The sequence below is a fragment of the Loktanella sp. M215 genome, assembly GCF_021735925.1.
GTDB lineage: Bacteria > Pseudomonadota > Alphaproteobacteria > Rhodobacterales > Rhodobacteraceae > Loktanella.
The window spans coordinates 999,742-1,024,345 of sequence record NZ_WMEA01000001.1 but is presented as its reverse complement, the minus strand read 5'-3'; the positions used below and the strand labels follow the sequence as shown (position 1 = coordinate 1,024,345).

Below are 24,604 nucleotides of genomic sequence, written 5' to 3'. Positions count from 1 at the left end.
CGATGACGACGATTTTCGGCTACCCGCTGGTGGTCTGGATGGGACAGCTGCTGCTGGGCCTGATCAACGGATCATTCTACGCGATGCTGTCGCTGGGCCTTGCGGTGATCTTCGGCCTGCTGCGGGTCATCAACTTTGCCCATGGCGCGCTTTACATGCTGGGCGCCTTCGTCGCCCTACTGATGGCGACGCATCTTGGCATCAACTATTGGTTCGCGCTGGTCCTCGCCCCGCTGGTCGTGGCGGCGGGCGGTGCTGTCGTGGAACGCACGATGCTCTCGCGCCTCTACAAGCTGGACCCGCTCTATGGTCTGCTGTTCACCTTTGGCTTGGCGCTGCTGATCGAAGGCACGTTCCGCTACTTCTTCGGTGCCTCCGGCCAGCCCTACGCGGTGCCGGCGGCACTGGCGGGCGGCATGAACCTCGGCTTCATGTTTCTGCCGATCTATCGCGGCTGGGTCATCGTCGCGTCCCTCGTCGTCTGCCTCGCCGTCTGGCTGCTGATCGAGAAGACCAAGCTCGGGTCCTACCTGCGCGCCTCGACCGAAGATCCGGTGCTGGTGCAAAGCTTCGGCGTGAACGTGCCGCTGCTGCTGACGCTGACCTATGCACTGGGGGCCGGCCTTGCGGGCTTTGCCGGTGTGCTGGCCGCGCCGATCTATCAGGTGTCGCCGCTGATGGGCACGAACATCATCATCATCGTCTTCGCCGTCGTCGTCGTCGGCGGCATGGGGTCGATCCTTGGCGCCATCATCACCGGTTACCTGCTGGGCATCGCCGAGGGCCTGACCAAGGTCATCTACCCCGAGGCATCGAACATCGTGATCTTCGTCATCATGGCGATCGTGCTGATCCTGCGCCCGGCGGGCCTGTTCGGAAAGGACACCTGACATGACCGACGCGACACACACCCCAGAGGCAACCGTCAGCGGCGCGCGCCACGTCCGCACCGTCATGCTGGCGGCGATCCTGATCTTCCTGATCGCCGCACCCTTCCTGTTCTACCCGATCTTCGTGATGAAGATCCTGTGCTTCGCCCTCTTTGCGGCGGCGTTCAACCTGCTGCTGGGCTACACCGGCTTCCTGTCCTTCGGTCACGCGGCCTTCTTTGGCGGGGCGGCCTATTTCACCGCCCATGCGATGAAGGAATGGGGCGTCACGCCCGAAATCGGCATCCTGATCGGAGTCGTGGGCGCCGCGTGCCTTGGCCTGATCATCGGCCTGATCGCGATCCGCAGGCAGGGCATCTATTTTGCCATGATCACGCTGGCGCTCAGCCAGATGTTCTTTTTCTACTGCGTCCAGTCCGCCTGGACGCATGGTGAGGACGGCATTCAGTCCGTGCCACGCGGGCATTTGTTCGGCATCATCGACCTGAACGTGACGACGAACATGTATTTCTTCGTCCTCGCAGTCTTCCTGATCGGCATCGCGATCATCTGGCGTTTCGTCAACTCGCCCTTCGGCATGATCCTCAAGTCGATCCGCGAAAACGAGCAGCGCACCGTGTCGCTCGGCTATGCCGTCGACCGTTACAAGCTTGGCGCCTTTGTCATGTCCGCTGCCCTTGCGGGGCTGGCGGGTGGCCTCAAGGCGATCGTGTTCGAATTCGCGACCCTGACCGATGTGGCCTGGCAAATGTCGGGAGAGGTCATCCTGATGACCCTCTTGGGCGGCATCGGCACGATGATCGGTCCCGTCGTGGGGGCCAGCCTTGTCGTCACGCTGCAGAACGAGCTCGCGACGTCGGACTTCCCGGTCACCATCGTGACCGGCCTTGTCTTCATGGCCTGCGTGCTGCTGTTCCGCCGCGGTCTGGTCGGCGAATTCTATGCGTCCCGCCTGGGCCGCAAGCTGGGTTTCCGGCCCGAGCAATAGGACAACGTCATGGACACCTACGATTACATCATCATTGGCGCGGGCAGCGCCGGATGCGTGCTGGCTAACCGCCTATCGGAGGACCCGAAAAACAAGGTTCTGCTGCTGGAGGCCGGCGGCAACGACAACTACCACTGGGTGCACATTCCGGTCGGCTACCTTTACTGCATCGGCAATCCGCGCACGGACTGGCTGTATAACACGCAGGCCGAGGCAGGCCTGGGTGGCCGGTCGCTGATGTATCCGCGCGGCAAGGTGCTGGGCGGGTCATCCTCGATCAACGGCATGATCTACATGCGCGGTCAGGCGCGTGATTACGATCAGTGGCGGCAGATGGGCTGCACCGGCTGGGGCTGGGACGACGTGCTGCCGCTGTTCAAGGCGCAAGAGAACCACCACAAGGGCGACACGGACCTGCACGGCGCGGGCGGCGAATTGGACGTGGCCCCCGCCCGCGTCCGCTGGGACGTGCTGGACGCTTTTCTGGAGGCCGCGCAGCAGCAGGGCATCCCTCGTACCCATGACTTCAACGGTGGCGACAACGAAGGCGGCGGCTATTTCGAAGTCACCCAGCGCAAGGGCCTGCGGTGGAGTGCCACGAAGGCCTTTCTGCGCCCGGCGATGAAGCGACCGAACCTGCGGGTGATGACCGGCGCACAGGTGGCGCATCTGACGATTGCGGAAGGCCGCGTGACCGGTGTGGCCTTCGACCACGAAGGGCAGCGCAAGACCGTCCTCGCCCGCCGTGAAACGGTGCTCAGCGCCGGGGCCATCGGGTCGCCACAGATCCTCGAACTGTCCGGTATCGGTCAGGCGGAGCGTCTGTCGAATGCGGGGATCACACCGGTTCTGGATCGTGCCCAAGTGGGCGAGAACCTGCAGGATCATCTGCAACTGCGCATGATCTTTAAGGTCAGCGGCGTGAAAACCCTGAACGAGGTAGCCAGCACGATGCTTGGCAAGGCCGGGATCGCGCTGGAATACCTGTTGAAACGATCAGGTCCGATGTCGATGGCCCCCAGCCAGTTGGGGATCTTCACCCGGTCGGGCCGTGAAAAGGACACGGCAGATCTTGAATACCACGTGCAGCCCGTTTCGCTGGACAAGTTTGGCGACGCGGTCCACCCCTTTCCTGCGATGACCGCCAGCGTCTGCAACCTGCGCCCCGAAAGCCGTGGGTCGGTGCACCTGACCAGCCCGGAACCCGGTGCGGCCCCGGCGATTCGCCCCAACTATCTGTCGACCGAAGGCGACCGCCGCGTCGCCGCCCAGTCGGTCCGGCTGACGCGTCAGATCGCGGCACAGCCCGCCTTTGCAAAATACAAACCCGAAGAATACCGCCCCGGCCCCGCCTACCAGACTGAAGACGACCTGCAGCGTGCGGCAGGGGAAATCGGGACGACGATCTTTCACCCCGTCGGCACCTGCCGCATGGGCGACGATCCCGACAGCGTCGTGGACACACGCCTGCGGCTGCGCGGTCTGCGGGGACTGCGTATCGTCGACGCCTCGATCATGCCGACGATCACGTCGGGCAATACGAATGCACCCACCATGATGATCGCGCAAAAGGGCTGCCGCGATGATTCTGGAGGATGCCTTGGCGCAGACCGCCTGACCGGTCGCAGCCATCCGGCGCAGCGGCTCGCACATCATTGGTGGCCCAGCTGTGACCGCAGGTGGCGTGTGATTTTCACCGGGGCGTCGATAGACGCCATGGTGCGCGCCTACCGCCTGAACACGGGCAAGGAGCTTTGGTCCGTTCAGGACATGGCGCCGGCCGTCGCCAACCCAGCTGTCTACGCGTATCGGGCCGGAAATGCGTGGCCTTTGTCGGAGGCGGCAATTCGATCTGGAAGGATCAAGTCGGCGATCAGGTGGCGGTTTACGCGCTGCCGCAGGACTGAGCCGTTATAGTCATGGCAAAAGCGCGCCCGCGTGATCGCGGGCGCGCTATGTGAATTGCAATCGTTCTGATGTGACGCACAGGGCGCCTGCCAGACCGTGATCGGCATTCGTCCTAGTCTTGCTCAATCCCTTAAGGCTCCGGCAGGCAGGCCCCCGGTTGGTCCCTGGGTTCCGCCGCAAGCCGTCAGCTTGCGGGCATTGACGACACGCCGACCTGCGCCGGGCGTAAGAGCCGATCGTGCAACATGAAACCTTCGGTCGAAACCTGGATGATATGGCCGGACTTGGTGCCCGGCACCGGTGCTTCGAACATCGCCTGATGCACGTTGGGATCGAACTTGTCGCCGACCTCGGGAACGATGGGGTCGATCCCGTGCTTCTTGAAGACAGAGATCAACTCTCGCATCGTCAATTCGACGCCTTCCAACAGGGCCGCGTTGACGGCCTTCTCGGCCTCCTCTGCGGACTGCAGCGCGCGGCGCAGGTTGTCGTAGACCGGCAGCAGGTCACGAGACATGCGGGAACTGCCGTAGTTCTCGGCCTCCTTGCGGTCGCGGTCGGCGCGCTTGCGCGTGTTCTCTGCATCGGCCAACGCGCGCATGAACTTGTCGCGCATGTCGTCACGCTCGGCCTCGATGGTCGCGATACGGGCCAGAACGTCTTCGCCTGCCGCATCCATGGCGTCGCCTTCGGCCGCCATATCGTCAAGGCTCATCGGTTCGTTGTTCTCGTCGGACATGGTCACTTCCTGTCAGGTGCGGTCGGCGATCATCTTGCCGACCCGCTGTGCGGTGTAATTCACGATGGGCACGATCCGCCCATAATTCAGTCGTGTCGGACCAATGACGCCCACGGCGCCGATGATCTTACGGTCGGCGTTCATATAAGGAGAAACCACCAGAGAGGAACCCGAAAGTGAGAAAAGTTTGTTTTCCGAGCCGATAAAAATGCGCACCCCGTCGCCATCCTCGGCCAGCTCAAGGAATTCAGCGATATCGCGCTTGCGTTCGAGGTCGTCGAAAAGGCTGCGGATGCGGTCGATATCGCCCGCCTGATCCGCGTCCGACAGCAGGTGGCTGCTGCCGCGTACGATCAGGCGTTCGTTCTGTTCGCCTTCGTTTTCCCAAAGGACGGCACCGGACTGGACCAGTTCAGCCGCGAGGGTGTCGATTTCCTGCCGGCGGGACTTGATCTCGCGCGCGATGACGGCGCCGAGGGTGGACAGGGTCTGCCCCTCGGCGATGGCGTTCAGGAAATTCGCCGCCTCTCGCATGGAGGAAGGCGTCTGGCCCAGCGGCGGCGTGAAGATGCGGTTTTCCACGTGACCGTCGGCAAAGACAAGCACGACCAGTGCGCGCGTGGCGGAGAGCGAAACGAATTCGATATGCCGGATCGGCGCCTCGTGCTTAGGCGTCAGCACGAGGCTGGCGACCTGTGTCACGCCCGACAGGGCGGACCCGACGCGGTCCAGCATGGTCGTGACATCGTCGTCACTGTCGCCCAGCGTCTGGTCGATCCGGTTGCGGTCCTCTCCGGACAGATCACCGACCTCCAGCAGGCCATCGACGAACATGCGCAGCCCGATCTGGGTCGGCACGCGGCCCGCGCTGACGTGAGGGCTGCCCAGCAGGCCAAGGTATTCCAGATCGTTCATCACGTTGCGGATGGTGGCGGCGCTGACCTGTTCCGTCATGGTGCGTGTCAGGGTCCGGCTGCCGACCGGACTGCCGGTTTCCAGATAACCTTCGACGATACGGCGAAACACCTCGCGCGAGCGGGCGTTCATGTCGTCGATCCTGGGTGTGCGGTCTGGCATCGGAGTCCGGTCTGCGGGGTTGCATCATTAACGCCTTTGGGTGCGTGGCGTCAATCGGGCTTGGATTTCGAGGATGGGCGGCGTATCCGACGAACGCAACCTTGAAAGGATCATTCTCATGCGCCCATCAGGCCGCAAGACCGACCAAATGCGTGACTGCAGCATCGAAACGGGCGTGACGCGTCATGCGGAAGGGTCCTGCCTGATCCGCATGGGCGACACCCATGTCCTGTGCACCGCAAGCATCGACGAGCGTGTGCCGCCCTTTCTGAAAAATTCCGGTCTGGGCTGGGTCACGGCGGAATACGGCATGCTGCCGCGCGCCACGCACAGCCGCATGCGGCGCGAGGCGAAGAACGGGCAGAGCGGGCGGACACAGGAAATCCAGCGGTTGATCGGACGCAGCCTGCGGGCCGGTGTCGACCGTGTGGCGCTGGGAGAGCGGCAGATCACCGTCGATTGCGATGTCATTCAGGCGGACGGCGGCACGCGCTGCGCCTCTATCACCGGTGGCTGGGTCGCGCTGAAGCTGGCGGTGAACAAGCTGATGAAAGCGGGGATCGTCATCAGCGACCCGCTGGTCGATCCGGTCGCCGCGATTTCCTGCGGCATCTACGCGGGTCAAGAGGTGCTGGACCTTGATTATCCCGAGGACAGCGAGGCAGGTGTCGACGGAAACTTCATCATGACCGGTGGCAAGCTGGTCGAGGTGCAGATGTCGGCCGAGGGTGCCACGTTCACGCGGGCACAGATGGACAAGCTGCTGGATCTGGCCGCAGCCGGCATCACCGACCTGAACCGCGTTCAGATGGAGGCTGTTGCATGAGGCGGTTCGATGGCACGGACCTTGTCATCGCGACGCACAATCGCGGCAAGCTGGAGGAGATCGCTGATTTGCTGCAGCCCTTCGGCGTGAAGCTGAGCGCCAACGTCGATCACGGCCTGCCGGAGCCGGAGGAGACCGAAACCAGTTTCGCCGGGAATGCGCGGATCAAGGCACAAGCGGCAGCACAGGCCACGGGCCTGCCGGCGCTGGCAGATGACAGCGGGATCGAGATCGACGGATTGGGCGGCGCACCGGGCGTGCGGACCGCGGACTGGGCCGAAACGCCACAGGGCCGCGATTTTGGCATGGCCATGGAACGCGCCTGGACAGAGCTGGAGGCGGTCAACGCCCCCTTCCCCCGCACCGCGCGGTTCTGCTGCACGCTGGTCCTCGCATGGCCCGACGGGCATGACGAGGTCTTTGCCGGCGTCATGCCGGGCCAGATCGTCTGGCCCGGACGTGGCAATCAGGGCCATGGCTACGATCCGATCTTTCAACCCGACGGCCACACGCAGACATTCGGCGAAATGGACCGCTGGGAAAAGAACCGGATCAGCCATCGCGCCGACGCCTTTGCCAAACTCGTGGCAGGCTGTTTTGCCTGAGGTCACGCGCGAGGATTGGCGGAAGGGCGGGTTCGGTCTGTATCTGCACTGGCCCTTCTGCAAGGCCAAATGCCCATATTGCGACTTCAACTCTCATGTCGTGGCGCAGATCGACGAAGCGCGCTGGCAAGCCGCCTATCTGAGCGAGATCGACAGGCTGGGGGCGGAGACGGAAGGTCGTGTCCTGCAATCGGTCTTTTTCGGTGGCGGCACGCCGAGCATGATGTCGCCGGATCTGGTGGACGCCATCCTGCGCCGGATCCGCGCCACCTGGCCGATGGCCAACGACGCGGAAATCACGCTGGAAGCAAATCCGACGTCGGTCGAGGCGGGACGCTTCGCCGGCTATCGCGATGCAGGTGTCAACAGGGTCTCTTTGGGCGTTCAGGCCCTGAACGACGCTGATCTGCGGCGGCTGGGACGCATGCACACAACGGCAGAGGCGATGACTGCTTTCGATATTGCGCGTGAGACCTTTGAAAGGGTCAGCTTTGACCTCATCTACGCGCGTCAGGATCAGACGCTGACGAACTGGACGGCAGAGCTGTCCCGCGCCCTGTCGATGGCGGTGGATCACCTGTCCCTGTATCAACTGACCGTCGAGGACGGCACCGTCTTTGGTGCCCGGGCGGCCCTTGGTCAATTGCGTGGCTTGCCGGACGAGGATCTGGGCGCCGATCTGTATCTTGCGACGCAGGAGATCTGTGCGCGGGCAGGCTTCGGCGGCTACGAAATTTCGAACCACGCGCGGCCGGGTGCAGAAAGCCTGCATAACCGCATCTACTGGCAGTCCGGTGATTATATCGGCATCGGCCCCGGCGCGCAGGGACGGTTGACGCTGGAGGGCGCGCGCTGGGGCACCAGCACGCCGCTCGCCCCTATGCCCTGGCTGGCACAGGTCGAACGCACGGGACGTGGCGAGATGGAGCGCGAGATCATCTCGCCCAGCGATCACCTGACCGAGATGTTGCTGATGGGCCTGCGCCTGCGCGACGGATTGTCAAAGGCGCGGTTGCGGGCTGCGGGTTTCGATCCAGAGGCGGCGCAGGTTGCCGCCTTGGTCGATATGGGACTGATTGCCCCGGATTCCGAACGGTTGCGGGTCACGGATGCCGGGCGACCGGTCCTGAACGGAGTCCTGCGGACCCTTCTAGCGGACTAGTCGCCGGTCAGCTGACGCATCAGGTCATCAAGTTGCGCCAGCGTTTTATAGGTGATCGTCAACTTGCCACCCTCCTGCCCTGCCGCATGATCGATCGTCACACCCATCTTCAGGGCTGCGGTCAACTCGCGTTCCAACATGATGGTGTCGGGATCCTTGGTGCGGCTGCGGGATTGCGACTGGCTGCGACCTGCTGCGGGGCCCTTCTTTGTCAGGCGCTCCGCCTCGCGGACGGACATCTGCTTTCCGATGATCTGTTGGGCCAACGTCTTTGCATCGGGATGGCCCACCAGGGTGCGGGCATGACCGGCCGTCAGCTTACCCTCTGACAACCAATCGAGAACATCTTCCGGCAGTTGCAGCAATCGCATCTGGTTGGCGATATGACTGCGGCTTTTACCAAGCGCGGTGGCCAGCTGGTCCTGCGTGTGGCCGAACCTGTCCATGAGCTGCCGGTAGCCAGCCGCCTCGTCCACGGGGTTGAGATCCGCCCGTTGAATGTTCTCGATGATCGCAATTTCAAGGACTTCGGTGTCATTGAAGTCCCGCACCAGCACAGGCAATTCGTGAAGTTGCGCCATCTGTGCCGCGCGCCAGCGACGCTCGCCCGCGACGATCTCGTAGATTTCCGCGTTTTCGGGCGCAATGCGGACAATCAGCGGCTGGATGACACCTTTTTCACGGATCGAATCCGCAAGATCAGACAGGGCGTCCGGATCGAATGTCCGCCGTGGCTGATCCGGATTCGGCCGAATGCGCTCTACGGGGACAGTCAAATCAGGACGACGAGGAGCAGATGTAGTCGTATCAGGCTGATCGACCGCTACATCTGCCATAAGTGCGGAGAGACCGCGGCCCAAGCCCCGGCTTTTCGGTGTCATTGCCATTAGCTGACCCTTTGCAAGGTGACGTTATCTTTGGCCATCAATTCGAGGGCCAGACTGCGATAGGCTTGGCTGCCGGCCGACTGCGTATCATAGGTCAAGGCCGGCATGGCGTAGGATGGTGCCTCGCTCAGCCGGACATTGCGCGGAATGACTGTGGTGAAGACAAGACTCCCCAAGTTCTCGCGCGCATCGGCCTCGACCTGCTGTGACAGGTTATTGCGTCGGTCATACATTGTCAGGACGACACCCGCGATGCGCAATGACCTGTTCGCCGTCTGCCGTACATCACGAATGGTAAGCATCAGTTGCGACAGACCCTCAAGGGCGAAAAATTCGCTTTGCAGCGGAACGACGACCGCGTGGGCCGCCACCATTGCATTAACGGTCAGAATATTGAGAGATGGCGGACAATCGATGAGAATGTAATCGAAACCATAGGTGTCCATCGGAAGCTGCCGCAACGCATCATGCAGCAGGTATGACCGCTTCTCGTTTGAAATCAATTCGATATCAGCGGAGCTGAGATCGGTTGTCGCCGGAATGATGGACAGGTTTGGCACATCCGTTCTTTGGATGGCCTCTGCGGGTGAGGCGTCGCCGACAAGAAAGTCATAGGTCGTCGTCTCGCGCATGTCCGGCCCAATTCCGAGGCCCGTGGAGGCATTGCCCTGCGGATCAAGATCAATCAGCAAAACGTTCTGCCCCTGCTCCGCCAAGGCGGCGCCGAGATTTATCGTTGTCGTCGTCTTACCAACGCCGCCTTTCTGGTTGGCGATCGCCAAGATTTTGGTGGACTGAAATCGCTCATTATTGGACACGACGGATATCCTTGATTTCGAGAATGCGGGCATCGGGATTGGTGCGGCTGACGTGCGCAGTGGCATCAAAGTGCCAGCTCGCGCGCGCTGTGTCCAATTCCTGTTTAAAGGCCTGTCCTTTTTGAAAAACTGCGGTGCCTTCGGGCTGCATCAGCTGATCCGCAAATTCCAAAAGCCGAACAAGCGGTGCGAGCGCGCGCGCCGTAACCACATCCGCCTTTGGAACGTCCGCATCTTCAAGCCTGACCGCCTTGACCGTTACCGCCAGCTTCAGTTGCTGGCTGACGGTCCGAAGGAATACAGCTTTGCGCTGATCACTCTCAATCAAGGTAAATCTCAGGTCCGGGCGGCTCTTTTTGGCCATGACGGCAAGCACCAAAGCCGGCAAGCCGCCACCGCTGCCAATGTCGATCAAATGGGACGCACTTGCGGGGATGTAATGAAAAAGCTGCGCAGAGTCGAGGACATGACGATTCCAACAATCGGCCTTTGTTGATGGCGCGATCAGATTGATTGTTTTTGTCCACTGCAGCAGCAGATTTTGGAATTCTACGAGATCGTCGAACGTTTCACGTGAAACATCCAACGAGAATGAAGCCTGATCGATCATACGGCCCGATCCAAGCCGTGCCGACGCAAGGCTGACAGGATCAAAAGACTTGCCGCAGGTGTCATTCCTTCGATAGAGGCCAGCTGCGCCATCGAGCCTGGCTGCAACCGCTTTGCTTTTGCTTTCAGTTCGTTAGACAAGCCCGAAAGTGAATCGTAGTCAAAGGACGGCGGAATGAGGACCGCTTCATCACGTTGCAACGCATCAACGTCGCGTTGCTGACGCTTGATATAATGCGCATATAACGCATCATTTCGGATCTGCGTGCCGACAGCCGGATCAATATCGCCCAGTTCAGGAATAGCAGCCACCAGCTTTTCAAAATCAAAATCCGCCAAGGACAATGCCCCAAGCGCAGAGCGGCGCGGGCTATCTCGATTGATATTCACACCCGAGTCGGCCAGATCGGATCCCGAAATCGCGCAGTCTTCAAGACGTTGCCGCGCAACGGAAATCTTATCGAGTTTGTCTGAGAAAGCAGCCCAGCGGGTGTCGTCGACAAGATCCAGATCCCGTCCCACCGGTGTCAGTCGTTGATCGGCGTTATCGGCCCGCAAGGCCAGCCGGAACTCTGCCCTTGACGTGAACATGCGGTACGGTTCCGTCACGCCACGCGTTGTCAGATCATCCAGCATCACACCGATGTAGGAGTTTGCGCGACCAAAATGAGCAGGATCAAGGTGGCGCGCGCTCCGGGATGCATTGAGCCCGGCGACCAATCCCTGTGCCGCAGCCTCTTCATATCCCGTTGTCCCATTGATCTGACCAGCCAGATACAGGCCTTTGCAGGATTTCAGTTCCAACGACGGAAGCAGATTTCGGGGATCCACATAATCATATTCGATCGCATAGCCCGGCTGAAGAATAACGGCTTCCTCCAGACCGAGGATGGAGTGCACGTAGGCCGCCTGAACATCTGCCGGCAGCGACGTGGAGATGCCATTGGGATACACTGTATCCGTCGTCAAACCTTCAGGCTCAAGAAAGACTTGGTGCGACTCCTTATCGGCAAATCGCGTAATCTTGTCCTCGATCGAAGGACAATAGCGGGGCCCAACCCCTTCGATGTGACCACCGTACATCGCCGACCGACCGAGGTTCGCCCGAACGATGTCATGCGTTTCAGTATTTGTTGCGGTGATGCCGCACGCAATTTGCGGCGTTGTCACCTTCGACGATAAAAACGAAAACAATGATGGGTCTGCGTCGCCCAATTGGCGATCCAAGACATCCCAGCGGATCGTGCGGCCATCCAGACGCGGCGGCGTACCGGTCTTTAAACGCCCCATCTGCAGACCAAAATCATCCAACCGTTCAGCCATACGGACCGATGCACGATCGCCCATGCGTCCGCCAGAATGCCGCTGATCGCCGATATGAATGACGCCGCGCAAAAATGTCCCGGTGGTCAGCACCAGCGACCGGGTGGCCAGCTCAGTCCCATCCGCCAGCGTGACGCTGGTAATCCGATCACTTTCAATACCGAAATCGACGACTTCAGCGGCGACGATGGTCAGGCCGGGTTGGTCGCGCAAAACGACCTGCATTGCATCGCGATAAAGCGCACGGTCGGACTGGGTCCGTGGCCCCTGCACTGCCGGCCCTTTTGTACGATTCAACAGCCGAAACTGTATACCGGACTGATCCGCAACCAGCCCCATGGCACCGCCAAGGGCGTCTATTTCCCGCACGAGATGGCCTTTACCCAGACCACCAATGGCTGGATTACAAGACATGACTCCAATTGCACTTGGGTCCAGCGTCACAAGGGCTGTCTGCGCACCCGATCGCGCAGCCGCCAGCGCGGCCTCACAGCCGGCGTGCCCGCCACCGACCACAACGACGTCGAATTGTTTCACGTGAAACATTGCTATTTCCCGATGCAAAAGCTGCGAAAGATCTCGTCCAGAAGGTCCTCTACATCTACCCGCCCGACAATCATGTCAACCGCACGCGTCGCGCTCCGGATATCTTCGGCAATCAAATCTGCAGGACCTTGTGTGTTCATCAAAGCACACGCCTCACCAATCGCGTCCACGGCTTGCTGCATCGCCACACGGTGACGTTCCCGGATCGCCAGGCCAGCCCCCGCCGCCCGGCGTGACAGGATGCGTGTCACGTCGCTGATCATTTGATCGACGCCCTGCCCTGTCAGACCTGACACACCAACGCCTGTCTGATCTGCTTTGGCCACCAGAATCAGGTCGTCCACCTCTGGTTCAAACGGCGGTGCTTCGCCGTCTTCAATCAGGAAAATACGGCAATCCGCAGCCAACGCCCGTGTTTTTGCCAAGGAAACGCCAAGCTGCTCCACCTTGTCGGCGGTCTCACGAATCCCCGCCGTGTCGAGCAGCGTCACAGGCAAACCTCCCAAATCCATCCGCACTTCGATGACGTCTCGCGTCGTACCCGCCACGTCAGACGTGATCGCAGCCGCACGACCTGCCAAACGATTGAGCAATGTCGACTTCCCCACATTTGGCCGGCCCACGATGGCCACCTCGAATCCGGTCTTGATCCGCTCGGCGGCTTGTGCGCCAGAGATTTGCGTATTCAGACCACTCTTAGTGATGTCCAGCAGCTGACTGACTTCCGGATAGACATCAACGGGGACGTCTTCATCGACGAAATCAATCGTCGCCTCGACCAATGCAGCCGCACGGATCAGGTCGCTCCGCCACTGATCCGCCAAGCGACCCAGCGCACCGCTGAAGATCTGTATGGCCTGCTTTCGTTGGGCTTCCGTTTCGGCGTCAATCAGATCCGCCAGCCCTTCGACCTGGGCCAGGTCGAGGCGTCCGTTATCAAGCGCCCGGCGGGTGAACTCGCCTGCCTCAGCTTGACGCGCACCCAACGCAGCAAGGTAGGTCGTTACTGCAGATACGATGGCGACGCTTCCATGCAGGTGAAGCTCAATGACGCTTTCGCCCGTAAAGCTATGCCCTTTTGCAAAATTCAGGACGAGTGCGTCGTCCAGCATCATGCCATTCCCATCCCGCAGCCGCCGCAAGCCGCGCTGGTCCGGCACATCCGTCATCAATCCACCGGCGATTGAAACCGCATCAGGACCCGACAGCCTTAAAACGGAAACACCCGCCCGGCCAGGAGCCGAGGCGAGTGCATAGATCGTATCCATGATAACCTATTGATAATGAATTATAATCAGGTGTTCATCGAATCAAAGAAGTCGGCATTCGTTTTGGTTTGCTTCAACTTGCCGATCAGGAATTCGATCGCGTCCGTGGTGCCCATCGGATTCAAAATCCGTCGCAGCACATAGGTCTTCGCCAGATCGCTCTTGTCCACCAGCAGTTCTTCTTTCCGGGTGCCAGATTTCAGAATGTCCATGGCCGGGAACACACGCTTGTCCGCGACCTTGCGATCCAGCACGATCTCGGAGTTGCCGGTACCCTTGAATTCCTCGAAAATCACCTCGTCCATCCGCGAACCGGTATCGATCAGCGCAGTTGCGATGATGGTCAGGGATCCACCCTCTTCGATATTCCGTGCCGCACCAAAGAAACGCTTGGGCCGCTGTAGCGCATTCGCGTCCACACCACCGGTCAGCACCTTGCCAGACGACGGCACCGTCGTGTTGAACGCGCGGCCAAGGCGTGTGATCGAATCCAGCAGGATCACGACGTCGCGCTTGTGCTCTACCAGACGCTTGGCTTTTTCGATCACCATTTCCGACACGGCAACGTGGCGCGAGGCGGGTTCGTCGAAGGTCGAGGACACGACCTCCCCCTTCACACTGCGCTGCATGTCCGTGACTTCTTCGGGCCGTTCGTCGATCAGCAGCACGATCAGATAAATCTCGGGGTGATTTTTCTCGATCGAATGCGCGATATTCTGCAACAGGACCGTCTTGCCGGTCCGAGGCGGTGCGACGATCAGCGATCGCTGGCCCTTGCCGATCGGCGACACCAGATCGATGATCCGGGCGGACCGATCCTTTTTGTCATGCTCGGCATCGACTTCCATCTTCAGCCGCTCGTCAGGGTAAAGCGGCGTCAGGTTTTCGAAGGCAACCTTGTGTTTGGTCTTCTCCGGATCCTCGAAATTGATCTTCTCAACCGTCTTCAGCGCGAAATAGCGTTCGCTGTCGTTGGGTTCCTTCATGGTCCCCTCGACCGTATCGCCGGTCGACAACGAATACTGGCGGATCATGTCGGGCGAGACATAGATGTCATCGGGACCCGGCAGATAGTTGGCCTCCGGCGACCGCAGGAAACCAAACCCGTCCTGCAGCACTTCCAGAACGCCGTCGCCGCCGATCAGCCATTCCTCGTCGGCCCGTTCGCGCAGAATGGCGAACATCATGTCGCCCTTCCGCATGGTCGAGGCGTTTTCGATTTCAAGCTCTTCGGCCATGGACAGCAGATCCTTGGGGCTTTGGGCCTTCAGATCGGCAAGGTTCAGACGGTGTTCGGACATGTGGCAAATTCCAGACGCCACGACGGGCGCATCAAAAGGGTCAGATCGGGGAAGCGCAGGATTGCCCGGACGGGCTGCGCTGCAAAGCGTTAGCCGCAGAACCGTGCAAAGTCAACGCGTCTCAGAACGGCTTCACGATCACGGCGACCACGGCCACGATCATCAGAACCGTCGGCACCTCGTTCGCCAGGCGATAACTGCGACCGGACCGCGTGTTGCGCCCGGCGGCAAAGTCCTTCAGCCGGGCCGCCATCCAGGCATGGGCACCCGTCATGGCGATCACGGCGATCAGTTTGGCCCAGCCCCAGACCGCACCAAAATCAAGACCACCCATGGCGATCATCAGCAGACCGCAGATCCATGCGGTGATCATTGCCGGTCGCATGATCAGGCGCAGAAGTTTGTCTTCCATGATTTGAAACGTACGGTCCAGTTCCGACCCAATCGTCGCGCGTTCAGCGTGATAGACAAACAGACGCGGCAGATAAAACAGCCCGGCCATCCAGGCAATCACCGCCATGACGTGCAGCGCCTTGATCCAGTCGTAGTATCCGATCAGCCAGCTCATCGTGTTATCCCCGTCAGCCTGTCAGGTCTCCTTAAAGAATAAAGATAGAAAAGAAAGATGATGATGTATTAGGGGTGGCCAGAATCTGTGGATCAAAATTTCATACGCAGATTTGTCCACAGAAAACGCCGGGATCAAGGGTCGGCGGGGTCTCTAGCCATCTTAATATATGTATTTAAATCATATACTTATGGAATTATCTGCGAAGAATTTATCTCTCGTTAAGACTTGACTCGCGTATGATGCGACACTTGTGCACAGCCGGTACTTGTCCCGTCCCCATGTTGAGGAACTGTTCATCTTCATGAATCTTATCCCACGCCACAGGGTCGGCTTGCCATGAGGTGCCGCATGTCACACATCTGGACCAGTTCCGACCACCGCTTTTCCGATGGGTTATCCACATGACTGACGACCTGATCCTGGCCAGTGGATCAGCGATCCGCGCGACATTGTTGCGTAACGCTGGTGTCACGTTCCGAACGCAACGCGCACGGATCGACGAAGACGCCGTGCGCGACGCATTACGTGCCGAGGATGCCTCGCCCCGCGACATCGCCGACACGCTGGCCGAACTGAAGTCCAAAAAGGTATCCGCGCGGGACCCTCAGGCGCTGGTGATCGGCTGCGATCAGGTTCTGGCGTTGGGGCAAGACCTGCTGTCAAAACCGGACACACCGCAGGCGGCCATCTCTCAGCTGACCGCCCTGCGCGGGCGCAGCCATACCCTGCTGTCCGCGGCTGTCATTTATGCCGGCGGTCAGCCACAGTGGCGTCATGTCGGCGTCGTGCGGCTCCACATGCGAGAGGTCAGTGACACCTACATTGCCGATTACGTCGCGCGGAACTGGGACGAGATTCGTCATTGCGTCGGCGCCTACCAGATCGAGGCAGAGGGTGTGCGGCTCTTTCACCGCATCGAGGGGGATTATTTCAATATCCTCGGTCTCCCGCTTTTGGAGCTCTTGTCATATCTGACGTTGCGCGGAACATTGCCCGCATGACACGTCCAGACATTCCCCTCGCCGGTGTGATCGGTAACCCGATTGGCCAATCCCGTTCACCGCTGATGCACCGCCACTGGCTGCGCCGCTACGCGTTGCGCGGCGACTATGTGCCCCTGCATGTCGCTTCGCAGGATCTGGAGGATGTCGTTCGCACTCTTCCCCGCATGGGGTTCGTCGGGGCGAACGTGACGATCCCGCATAAGACGGCCGTGCTGAAATTCGTCGATCATGTCTCGGATCGGGCGACGCTGATCGGGGCGGCAAACACATTGATCTTTCGTGAAGATGGAAAGATTCATGCTGATAACACAGATGGTTACGGATTCATGGCGAACCTGCGCCACGGCGCGCCCACTTGGGATCCAAAGGATGGCCCAGCCGTCATCCTCGGCGCCGGGGGTGCCGCGCGCGCGATCATCGTCGCCTTGGCGGATGCCGGCGTGCCACAGATCCTGCTGGCCAATCGCACGCGCGCCAAGTCCGAGGCGCTGAAATCCGAATTCGGCCAGCGCATCGTCGTCGTCGACTGGGTGCAGGCCGGCACCGTGCTGAAGGATGCGGCACTCGTCATCAATACCACGTCGCTCGGCATGACTGGCCAGCCAGAGCTGCGGATCCCGCTCGACGGTCTGCAACCCGGCACGATCGTGACGGATATCGTCTACAACCCCCTGCGCACCGATCTGCTGCAGCATGCGGCCGCGATGGGCTGCGTGACCGTCGACGGTCTGGGCATGCTGCTGCACCAGGGCGTTCCGGGGTTTGAACGCTGGTTCGGTCGCCGGCCAGAGGTGGACGACGCCCTGCGGGCCGCCGTGCTGGCATGACCCATCTGCTGGGGCTGACCGGCTCGATCGGGATGGGCAAAAGCACCACTGCCACCATGTTTCACGAAATGGGTGTGCCGGTCTGGGACGCCGATGCGGTGGTTCATCGCCTTTATGGCGCCGGGGGCGCTGCGGTTGCACCTTTGGCCGCTGCCTTTCCGACGGCGATCACCGATGGCGCGGTGTCCCGCCCTGCCCTTACGGCGATCCTGCGTGCCGATCCTGCTGCCTTGAAGACGCTGGAAGACATCGTGCATCCCTTGGTCAAGGCCGACCGCGATGCTTTCATCACAGCGCACGCCGGCGGTCTGATCGTGCTCGACATTCCGCTTCTCTTTGAAACCGGCGCGGATGAATGGCTGGATACGATTCTTGTGGTCAGCGCGCCCCCGGATCTGCAATCAGCCCGCGTCCTTGCCCGCCCCGGCATGACGCAAGAGACCTTCGATCTCATCCTCTCTCGCCAGATGCCGGATGCGGAAAAAAGGGCACGCGCCGATGTGGTGATCGAGACGCTGACACTGGACGGCACCCGGCAGGCCGTGCGAGACCTGATTTCCGATCTGACGGGGAAACATCATGCGTGAAATCGTTCTCGACACTGAAACCACTGGATTCGAGCCTGAAGACGGCGATCGTATCGTCGAGATTGGTGCTGTCGAACTGGTCAATCACATGCCCACGGGCCGGACCTATCACCAGTATATCAATCCCCAGCGGTCCATGCCGCAGGGCGCGTTCGACGTGCACGGTCTGGGCGATGAATTTCTGCGTGACAAGCCGGTCTTTGCGGCCATCGCACAGGATTTCCTCGATTTCATTGGCAGCGACGCCAAGCTGGTGATCCACAACGCCGCCTTCGACATGAAATTCCTCAACGCGGAACTGGGCTGGGTCAAGAAACCCGCCATCCCGATGGACCGTGCCCTCGATACCCTCGCCATCGCGCGGCGGCGGTTTCCCGGCTCGCCGGCCTCGCTGGATGCCCTGTGCCGTCGGTTCGGCATCAATAACGATGCCCGCACCCTGCACGGCGCCCTGCTCGACAGCGAAATTCTGGCAGAGGTTTATCTTGAACTGATCGGTGGGCGTCAGCCGGATTTCGGCCTATCGACTCAGGCATCCAAGGCGAACGCGACGGGAACGACGACTGCGTGGCGCGCCGGCCCGCGTGAAACGCCCCTGCCGCCGCGCCTGACCGACGATGAAGCCGCCGCCCATGCCGCCTTTGTGGCCAAGCTGGGCGACGGCGCGCTGTGGAAAAAGCTGGCCTAGTTGACCGGCTGGTTTTCCTGCATCTTCTTCTGCGCTTCCATCTGGGCGGCCAGCTTGGCGCGATACAGCGCGACGTAATCGAACTGCTCCAGGTTCAGTGACTGAAAACCGCCTTCGCGGGTCAGATCTGCGACCAGTTTGCGGATGTAGGGAAAGACCAGACGCGGGCATTCGATCATCAGATATGGCCCCATCTGCTCTTCCGGCACGCCGCTGACCTGAAAGACGCCGGCATAGTCGACTTCCAGCACGAACAGGGTCTCGCCCTTTTCCCTGGTCTTGCTGGTGATGTTCAGCTTCGTGATGACCTCGAACTGGTCGTCGCCGCCGCGCTTGCGGGCATCGACATCGACGCGGGCCTGAATATCGGGCGTGGCGTCGCCGCTGATGCCCTTCTGCGCCAGAATGTTCTCGAACGACATGTCGCGGACATACTGTGCGATGATGCGGTTCGTGATCTGCGGCGGCTGGGCGGGCTGCTGAGGCGTATTGTTTTCCGGGGTTTCGTTGTCGGCCATCTCATATCTCCTCAAAATGCGTTGCCGCAGAACATATCAGGTGGGGCGCTCTTGCTCAATGGCGGGTCCAGCCAGAGGGGCCGTGCGTCGTGCGCTTGTCAGGATCGAGTGTTTCGAACTCTCCGTCGATCACGCGATCGTCGGGATGGGACGGACCGGGCCGCTGCTGCGGACCCATCTCGAACTGGGTAAAGCGGACACGCGATTTGATTGCCAGAAAGGCGCGGCGCCGCACCGCCGGGATCAGCAGGGCGAAACCGCAGGCATCGGTGAAAAATCCCGGCGTCAGCAGCAGCGCGCCGGCAAACAGGATCATCGCGCCATTCGCCAGGGGTTCAGCCGGATCCTGAAGGGTCGAAAACGATTGCCGCAACCGCCCAAGCTCGACCGCGCCCTGCGCGCGTACCAACCAGGACCCCAGGATCGCCGTCACCAGCACGATCAGCAACGTCGGCCACAATCCGATCAGCCCGCCGACCTGAATGAACAGGGCGATTTCGATCAATGGCACGGCGATGAACGCAAAAAGCAGTCGCATATCGGGTCCTTTGGTCACGGGTCCGGGGGTGCAGGTGGACTTGACCCGGGGTGCCCCCTACATAGGATGGACAACTGACGGTTTCCAGCCGCCCGGAAAGAGGAACACATGAACGGACCCATCATTCAGCTGCTCGTCCTTGCAGGAATTGCGATTTTCCTGATCCTGCGGCTGCGGGGAGTCCTTGGCACCCGTGAAGGCTTTGAAAAGCCGCAGATCCCCGCCGACCAAGCCGTAAAGGCCGATCCCCGTCGTCGCGATTTCGAGGTGATCGAAGGCGGCCCTGACCGCGACATCACCGATCACGCGACCGAAGGCAGCGATACGGCGCAGGCCCTCGCCGCGATGAAGCGGGTCGATCCGTCCTTCAACGTGACCCAGTTCCTGACCGGGGCGCGCTCTGCCTACGAAATGATCCTGATCGCGTTCGAGCATGGCAATCTGGACGAGGTGAAGAATTTCATCTCTCCCGAAGTCTACGACGCCTTCGAACAGGTCGTGCACCAGCGCGCCGATCAGGGCCTGACCATCACCGCGGTCTTCGTCGGCATCAGCGATCTGGGTCTGAAAGAGGCAACCTTTGACCCGCAGTCAAAAGAAGCCGAGATGACCGTCCGCTTTACCGGAGAGATGAATTACGTCGTGCGCGACCACGGCGGCGATATCGTCGATGGCGATCCGAACGCGATCAAACGGCAAAAGGATGTCTGGACCTTTGCCCGCGTGATGGACAGCACTGACCCGAACTGGCGGCTGGTGGCCACCGGCGAATAATGATCGGCGGTGCAGTACGGACGTCTCTTGTGGCTCTTGCGATGACGGGAACGGCCGTGGCTGAACCGACCTATACCTTCCTGACCTACGACGATCTGGATGGCTGGGCCGCCGACGATCACGCGGCGGCCCTCGACGTCTTTACCCAGACCTGCGGCGACATCCCGCGCCCCGACTGGGCGCGGCTGTGCGCCTTTGCCAAGGACGGCCCCGCCGCGCGGGATTTCTTCGAGACATTCTTTCAGCCTGTCCTGATCGAGGACGGACAACCCATGCTGTTCACCGGCTATTACGAGCCGGAATTGCGCGGCAGTCTGACGGCGGACGAGGTTTATCGTTATCCCCTCTACCGCCTGCCGGACGACGGCACCGAAGGCGTCTATAGCCGGCGAGAGATCGAGGAAAACCAACCCTTTGCCGACCGCGGCATGGAAATCGCCTGGCTCTCTGATCCGGTCGATCTGTTCTTTTTGCAGGTGCAGGGATCCGGTCGCATCCGCCTGCCCGACGGTCGGGTGATCCGCGTCGGCTACGCGGGCAAGAACGGGCGCGATTACACCTCTATCGGGCGGGCGCTGGTGGACCGCGGCGAATTTACGCTTGATCAGGTCTCGTCCCCTGTGATCCGCCAGTGGGTACTGGACCACCCGGACCAAGGTCAGTCCCTGTTGTGGCTGAACGATTCCTACGTGTTCTTCCGCACCATCGACGAAGTGCCTGCAGAAAAGGGTCCGTTGGGCGCAATGAACCGGTCGATCACGCCGGGGCGCAGCATCGCTGTCGATCCGGCCATCACACTGCTCGGCGCGCCCGTCTGGATCGAAAAGGACGGCGTGGACCCCATGCGGCGTCTGATGGTGGCGCAGGATACCGGGTCTGCCATCAAGGGTGCGCAGCGGGCCGACGTCTATTACGGCACCGGCGTCGCGGCAGGTGCCGCAGCCGGCGCGGTCAAGGACGGTGGCCGCATGGTCGTGCTGATGCCTGTCGAATATGCGCTGGCCAAGGTCAGCGACCCGCTGGATTACTGATGCGACGGCCCCGGCACCTTTCCCCTGACGACAAGGCCGTCTGGGACCACGTCCGCGCGCAGGTCAAACCGCTGCATGCGCAAAAGCGGCCCAAACCTGCGCCGGACGCCGAACCGGAACCGAAAAAGGTTACGCCGCGCCCGCCGGTCGCACCATTCAGCGTGGGCACCAAGGCCGATATCACCCGTCCCCACGACATCTTGCCGCCGCTGCGTGATCGGTTGCGCAGCGCGCCCGTCGCGATGGATGCCAAGAACTTCCTGCGGATGAAGGCGGGCAAGCTGAAGCCGGAAGGCCGCCTTGATCTGCACGGCATGTATCAGGACGAAGCCTATCCCGAATTGATCGCCTTCATCCTGAACGCGCAGGCGGCAGGCAAGCGGCTGGTGCTGGTCATCACCGGCAAGGGCCGCGTCTCTGACGGCTGGGCACCGGAAGGGCGCGGCGTGCTGCGCCGGCATGTCCCGCAATGGTTGCAGTTGCAGCCCCTGTCCCCCGCCGTGCTGGAGGTGCGCCCCGCCCACCTGAAACACGGTGGCGACGGCGCGTATTACGTCTATCTACGCCGTCGCAAGTGACTTTCGCGCGGTGGTGACGCCAAGAGTCGCGGCGGCGGCAGCCGCGATGAAAAACACTGCATATCCCCACATTTGCGTCGGAAACTCAACGCCGTAGTCGATCAGCACCCCCGACACCCCCGGCCCGATCGCAGAGCCAAAGACCATGATCGCGGCAGCGGCGGCCTTGATCGAACCGATATGGCGAGTGCCAAAGAATTCGGCCCAGAACGCTGCCGGCAGGGTCGATTGCATCCCCTGCCCGACCCCCAGGACGATCAGCGCCAGGCCTGCGGCAAACAAGCTTTGCGCCCCCGCCATCAGCGCAAATCCGGCGGCAAAGGGCAGCATGTAGAAGGGCACAATCCGTCCGGTGCCGAAGCGGTCCACGGCCCAGCCGGTGCCGAATGTCGATGCAATGATGATGCCGGTGTACAGGGGAAACAGCGCCACAAAGCCGGCCAGCGGCCAGCCCTTCACGTCGGTCATGTGAACCTGCTGAAAGAACAGCGCCGTTCCCCACGCGGGAGGGCCCAGCAAGGCAGGCACCATCAGCCAGAACAGCGGATGACGCAGCACCTGCCCCCGCGTCCAGTGCAGCCCGTTCATGCCAGCGGCCTGTTCGTCCTTCGCCATGCTTTGCGGTGTGCGTTCCTGACGCAGCAGCACGGTCATCAGCGGCACGGTCAACAGAACGATCCCGGCGGCCACAACCCACAGGGTCCGCCAGTTCCACGTCATCAGCAGCGCCACGAAGACAATGGGCAAGACCGCCTGCCCGACCGCAAATCCCATCGACGCCGTCGACAGCGCCTTGCCGCGCGATGCCGTGAACCACCGCGCCATGGCGACGACGGCCAGATGCGATGACATGCCTTGCCCGAACAGCCGCAGGAAAAAGATCGCCAAGACCAGCAAAGCCGCGTTCGGGACCGCCGCCATAAACAGGCAGGCCGCCGCCAGCGCCAGCAGGACCAGCGTACCCAAGGCACGGACCCGGAAGCGGTCCACCAAAGTCCCGGCCCAGACCATCGTGATCGCGGACGCTGTTGTCCCCAGCGTATAGATTCCGCCCCATTGCCCATCGCTCAGGCCGAAGTCGGCCATGATCTGCCCGGCAAAGACCGAGATGAAGAACGTCTGCCCGTAGGACGACGTCAGGGTCAGGGTGAAGCCCGCCAGCAGGAACAGCCAGTTGGCGCGGACAAAGCGCAAAAAACTCATGCCGCCTTGTTCGCGCCGCCACGTGGGAAAGAAAAGCCCTAAAGCACGTAGCGCGACAGGTCCGTGGACCGCGACATCTCGCCCAGATGCTTCTCGACGAAGGCCGCGTCGATCACGATTTCCTCGCCGCCCCGGTCGGGTGCTGTGAAGGACAGATCCTCGAACACCCGCTCGATCACGGTATAAAGCCTGCGGGCGCCGATGTTTTCCACACTCTCGTTCACCTGCGCCGCGATCTTCGCCAGTTCCGCGATGCCATCCTCGGAAAAGGTGACGGTCACATCTTCGGTCTTCATCAGCGCCGAATATTGCAAGGTCAGGGCGTTGTCGGTCTCGGTCAGGATGCGGACGAAATCGCCTTCGGTCAGGGCCCGCAGTTCCACCCGTATCGGCAGGCGGCCCTGCAATTCCGGCAGCAGGTCCGACGGTTTCGCCACGTGAAACGCGCCAGAGGCGATGAACAGGATATGGTCCGTCTTGATCGGGCCATGCTTGGTGCTGACGGTCGTGCCTTCGATCAGCGGCAGCAAGTCGCGCTGCACGCCTTCGCGGCTGACATCGGCACCGCGCGCGTCGGACTTAGCGCAGACCTTGTCGATCTCGTCCAGAAACACGATGCCGGATTGCTCGACCGCTTCCAGCGCCGCTTTGGTTACGCTTTCATCGTCCAGCAGCTTATCCGCTTCGTCCGCGATCAGCGCATCATAGCTGTCCGCGACGGTCATCCGCTTCTTGACCGTGCGCCCGCCGGACATCTTGCCGAACATATCGGCGATATTCATCATCCCCGGCTGCTGCCCCGGAATCTCGAACCCGCCCAAGGGGTTGGAGGTGTCCTTCAGCTCCAGCTCGATCACGGTATCGTCCAGTAGGCCGTCCTTCAGCTTCTTGCGGAACATCTCGCGCGTGCCTTCGCGGGCGTCCTTGCCGGCGACGGCGGTGACGACACGTTCCATCGCGGACTCGACCGCCTTGGCCTTCACGTCCTCGCGCATCCACTCGCGCGTCTCGACGATGGCGGCTTCGACCAGATCGCGGATGATCTGTTCGACGTCACGGCCGACATAACCGACCTCGGTGAACTTGGTCGCCTCGACCTTGATGAAGGGCGCGCGGGCGAGCTTCGCCAGACGGCGCGAAATCTCGGTCTTGCCGACGCCTGTGGGCCCGATCATCAGGATGTTCTTGGGATACACTTCATCGCGCAGGTCGTCGCCCAGCTGCTGGCGCCGCCAGCGATTGCGCATGGCGACGGCGACGGCGCGTTTCGCGTCGTTCTGGCCGATGATGTAGCGGTCCAGTTCGGACACGATTTCACGGGGGGTCAGATCGGTCATG

25 protein-coding genes and 1 pseudogene are annotated in these 24,604 nt (G+C 61.3%); 13 read left to right on the top strand and 13 right to left on the bottom strand.

The genetic code is table 11. From position 1 onward, the window contains the following. The first annotated feature begins 2 nt into the window (after positions 1-2). From GLR48_RS04955 to GLR48_RS04945, 3 genes and pseudogenes are all read left to right on the top strand, one after another. On the top strand, positions 3-890 hold the full coding sequence (locus GLR48_RS04955) for a branched-chain amino acid ABC transporter permease (protein WP_237059243.1): 888 nt from the start codon (positions 3-5) through the stop codon (positions 888-890). Between the two features lie 64 nt (positions 891-954). Next, positions 955-1,878: a branched-chain amino acid ABC transporter permease gene (locus GLR48_RS04950; RefSeq protein WP_442915829.1), complete on the top strand. Its 924-nt coding sequence runs from the start codon at positions 955-957 to the stop codon at positions 1,876-1,878. A gap of 9 nt (positions 1,879-1,887) precedes the next feature. Continuing rightward, positions 1,888-3,496: pseudogene (locus GLR48_RS04945) on the top strand (GMC family oxidoreductase). A gap of 474 nt (positions 3,497-3,970) precedes the next feature. Here the strand turns inward: GLR48_RS04945 and GLR48_RS04940 are convergent. Together GLR48_RS04940 and hrcA are read right to left on the bottom strand one after the other, a co-directional pair. Further along, complete coding sequence (locus GLR48_RS04940) at positions 3,971-4,525, bottom strand: nucleotide exchange factor GrpE (RefSeq protein ID WP_442915756.1); 555 nt, start codon at positions 4,523-4,525, stop codon at positions 3,971-3,973. 12 nt (positions 4,526-4,537) lie between these two features. Beyond that, positions 4,538-5,602, bottom strand: coding sequence for a heat-inducible transcriptional repressor HrcA (gene hrcA, locus GLR48_RS04935; RefSeq protein ID WP_237059238.1), 1,065 nt, complete (start codon positions 5,600-5,602; stop codon positions 4,538-4,540). 118 nt (positions 5,603-5,720) lie between these two features. On the opposite strand from hrcA, the gene rph reads away from it, so the two are divergent. From rph to hemW, 3 genes are read left to right on the top strand one after another with little or no spacing between them, the layout of a single operon-like run. Then, positions 5,721-6,428, top strand: coding sequence for a ribonuclease PH (gene rph / locus GLR48_RS04930; RefSeq protein ID WP_237059236.1), 708 nt, complete (start codon positions 5,721-5,723; stop codon positions 6,426-6,428). Next, entirely contained in the window at positions 6,425-7,033 is a 609-nt protein-coding gene (gene rdgB, locus GLR48_RS04925) for an RdgB/HAM1 family non-canonical purine NTP pyrophosphatase (RefSeq protein ID WP_237059234.1), read from the top strand. The genes rph and rdgB overlap by 4 nt, the downstream gene beginning before the upstream one ends. Beyond that, complete coding sequence (gene hemW, locus GLR48_RS04920; RefSeq protein ID WP_237059232.1) at positions 7,026-8,195, top strand: radical SAM family heme chaperone HemW; 1,170 nt, start codon at positions 7,026-7,028, stop codon at positions 8,193-8,195. Before rdgB ends, hemW begins: the two co-directional genes overlap by 8 nt. Here the strand turns inward: hemW and GLR48_RS04915 are convergent. From GLR48_RS04915 to hemJ, 7 genes are all read right to left on the bottom strand, one after another. Next, on the bottom strand, positions 8,192-9,082 hold the full coding sequence (locus GLR48_RS04915) for a ParB/RepB/Spo0J family partition protein (RefSeq protein ID WP_237059230.1): 891 nt from the start codon (positions 9,080-9,082) through the stop codon (positions 8,192-8,194). The two genes, hemW and GLR48_RS04915, sit on opposite strands and share 4 nt — an antisense overlap. Beyond that, positions 9,082-9,900, bottom strand: coding sequence for a ParA family protein (locus GLR48_RS04910; RefSeq protein ID WP_237059228.1), 819 nt, complete (start codon positions 9,898-9,900; stop codon positions 9,082-9,084). Before GLR48_RS04910 ends, GLR48_RS04915 begins: the two co-directional genes overlap by 1 nt. Further along, complete coding sequence (gene rsmG, locus GLR48_RS04905) at positions 9,890-10,510, bottom strand: 16S rRNA (guanine(527)-N(7))-methyltransferase RsmG (RefSeq protein ID WP_237059226.1); 621 nt, start codon at positions 10,508-10,510, stop codon at positions 9,890-9,892. The genes GLR48_RS04910 and rsmG overlap by 11 nt, the downstream gene beginning before the upstream one ends. Continuing rightward, positions 10,507-12,378 (bottom strand): tRNA uridine-5-carboxymethylaminomethyl(34) synthesis enzyme MnmG, encoded by a 1,872-nt coding sequence (gene mnmG, locus GLR48_RS04900; RefSeq protein ID WP_237059224.1) that lies wholly within the window; start codon positions 12,376-12,378, stop codon positions 10,507-10,509. Before mnmG ends, rsmG begins: the two co-directional genes overlap by 4 nt. 2 nt (positions 12,379-12,380) lie before the next feature. Further along, positions 12,381-13,646 carry a tRNA uridine-5-carboxymethylaminomethyl(34) synthesis GTPase MnmE gene (gene mnmE, locus GLR48_RS04895; RefSeq protein ID WP_237059222.1) on the bottom strand — a complete coding sequence of 422 codons (1,266 nt, stop codon included), beginning with the start codon at positions 13,644-13,646 and terminating at the stop codon, positions 12,381-12,383. A gap of 26 nt (positions 13,647-13,672) precedes the next feature. Further along, positions 13,673-14,947, bottom strand: coding sequence for a transcription termination factor Rho (gene rho, locus GLR48_RS04890; protein WP_237059220.1), 1,275 nt, complete (start codon positions 14,945-14,947; stop codon positions 13,673-13,675). A gap of 121 nt (positions 14,948-15,068) precedes the next feature. Beyond that, positions 15,069-15,515, bottom strand: a complete 447-nt coding sequence (gene hemJ / locus GLR48_RS04885; protein WP_237059218.1) for a protoporphyrinogen oxidase HemJ — start codon at positions 15,513-15,515, stop codon at positions 15,069-15,071. A 404-nt stretch (positions 15,516-15,919) separates the two neighbouring features. On the opposite strand from hemJ, the gene GLR48_RS04880 reads away from it, so the two are divergent. From GLR48_RS04880 to dnaQ, 4 genes are read left to right on the top strand one after another with little or no spacing between them, the layout of a single operon-like run. After that, complete coding sequence (locus tag GLR48_RS04880) at positions 15,920-16,519, top strand: Maf family protein (protein ID WP_237059216.1); 600 nt, start codon at positions 15,920-15,922, stop codon at positions 16,517-16,519. Continuing rightward, a complete protein-coding gene (locus GLR48_RS04875; RefSeq protein ID WP_237059214.1) occupies positions 16,516-17,349 on the top strand; it encodes a shikimate dehydrogenase in 834 nt (277 codons plus the stop codon). Before GLR48_RS04880 ends, GLR48_RS04875 begins: the two co-directional genes overlap by 4 nt. Further along, positions 17,346-17,936: a dephospho-CoA kinase gene (coaE, locus tag GLR48_RS04870; protein ID WP_237059212.1), complete on the top strand. Its 591-nt coding sequence runs from the start codon at positions 17,346-17,348 to the stop codon at positions 17,934-17,936. The genes GLR48_RS04875 and coaE overlap by 4 nt, the downstream gene beginning before the upstream one ends. Next, the gene (gene dnaQ, locus GLR48_RS04865) at positions 17,929-18,624 is read left to right on the top strand and encodes a DNA polymerase III subunit epsilon (protein WP_237059209.1); all 696 of its coding nucleotides are present in this window, start codon (positions 17,929-17,931) and stop codon (positions 18,622-18,624) included. Before coaE ends, dnaQ begins: the two co-directional genes overlap by 8 nt. Here dnaQ and secB read toward each other — a convergent pair. Beyond that, positions 18,621-19,142 (bottom strand): protein-export chaperone SecB, encoded by a 522-nt coding sequence (gene secB, locus GLR48_RS04860; RefSeq protein WP_237059207.1) that lies wholly within the window; start codon positions 19,140-19,142, stop codon positions 18,621-18,623. The genes dnaQ and secB overlap by 4 nt on opposite strands. Before the next feature lie 55 nt (positions 19,143-19,197). Next, on the bottom strand, positions 19,198-19,680 hold the full coding sequence (locus GLR48_RS04855; protein WP_237059205.1) for an FxsA family protein: 483 nt from the start codon (positions 19,678-19,680) through the stop codon (positions 19,198-19,200). Between the two features lie 108 nt (positions 19,681-19,788). Here GLR48_RS04855 and GLR48_RS04850 point away from each other — a divergent pair, with 108 nt between their 5' ends. Genes GLR48_RS04850 through GLR48_RS04840 form a run of 3 tightly spaced genes read left to right on the top strand, consistent with a single transcriptional unit; the run spans position 19,789 to position 22,063 of the window. Next, complete coding sequence (locus tag GLR48_RS04850; RefSeq protein ID WP_237059203.1) at positions 19,789-20,454, top strand: Tim44/TimA family putative adaptor protein; 666 nt, start codon at positions 19,789-19,791, stop codon at positions 20,452-20,454. Positions 20,455-20,510: 56 nt separating this feature from the next. Then, entirely contained in the window at positions 20,511-21,485 is a 975-nt protein-coding gene (gene mltA, locus GLR48_RS04845; protein ID WP_237059199.1) for a murein transglycosylase A, read from the top strand. After that, on the top strand, positions 21,485-22,063 hold the full coding sequence (locus GLR48_RS04840) for a Smr/MutS family protein (RefSeq protein ID WP_237059198.1): 579 nt from the start codon (positions 21,485-21,487) through the stop codon (positions 22,061-22,063). Before mltA ends, GLR48_RS04840 begins: the two co-directional genes overlap by 1 nt. Here GLR48_RS04840 and GLR48_RS04835 read toward each other — a convergent pair. Further along, positions 22,046-23,266 (bottom strand): MFS transporter, encoded by a 1,221-nt coding sequence (locus tag GLR48_RS04835; RefSeq protein WP_237059196.1) that lies wholly within the window; start codon positions 23,264-23,266, stop codon positions 22,046-22,048. The genes GLR48_RS04840 and GLR48_RS04835 overlap by 18 nt on opposite strands. Positions 23,267-23,304: 38 nt before the next feature. After that, positions 23,305-24,603: an ATP-dependent protease ATPase subunit HslU gene (hslU, locus tag GLR48_RS04830; RefSeq protein WP_237059193.1), complete on the bottom strand. Its 1,299-nt coding sequence runs from the start codon at positions 24,601-24,603 to the stop codon at positions 23,305-23,307. Position 24,604 lies beyond the last annotated feature (1 nt).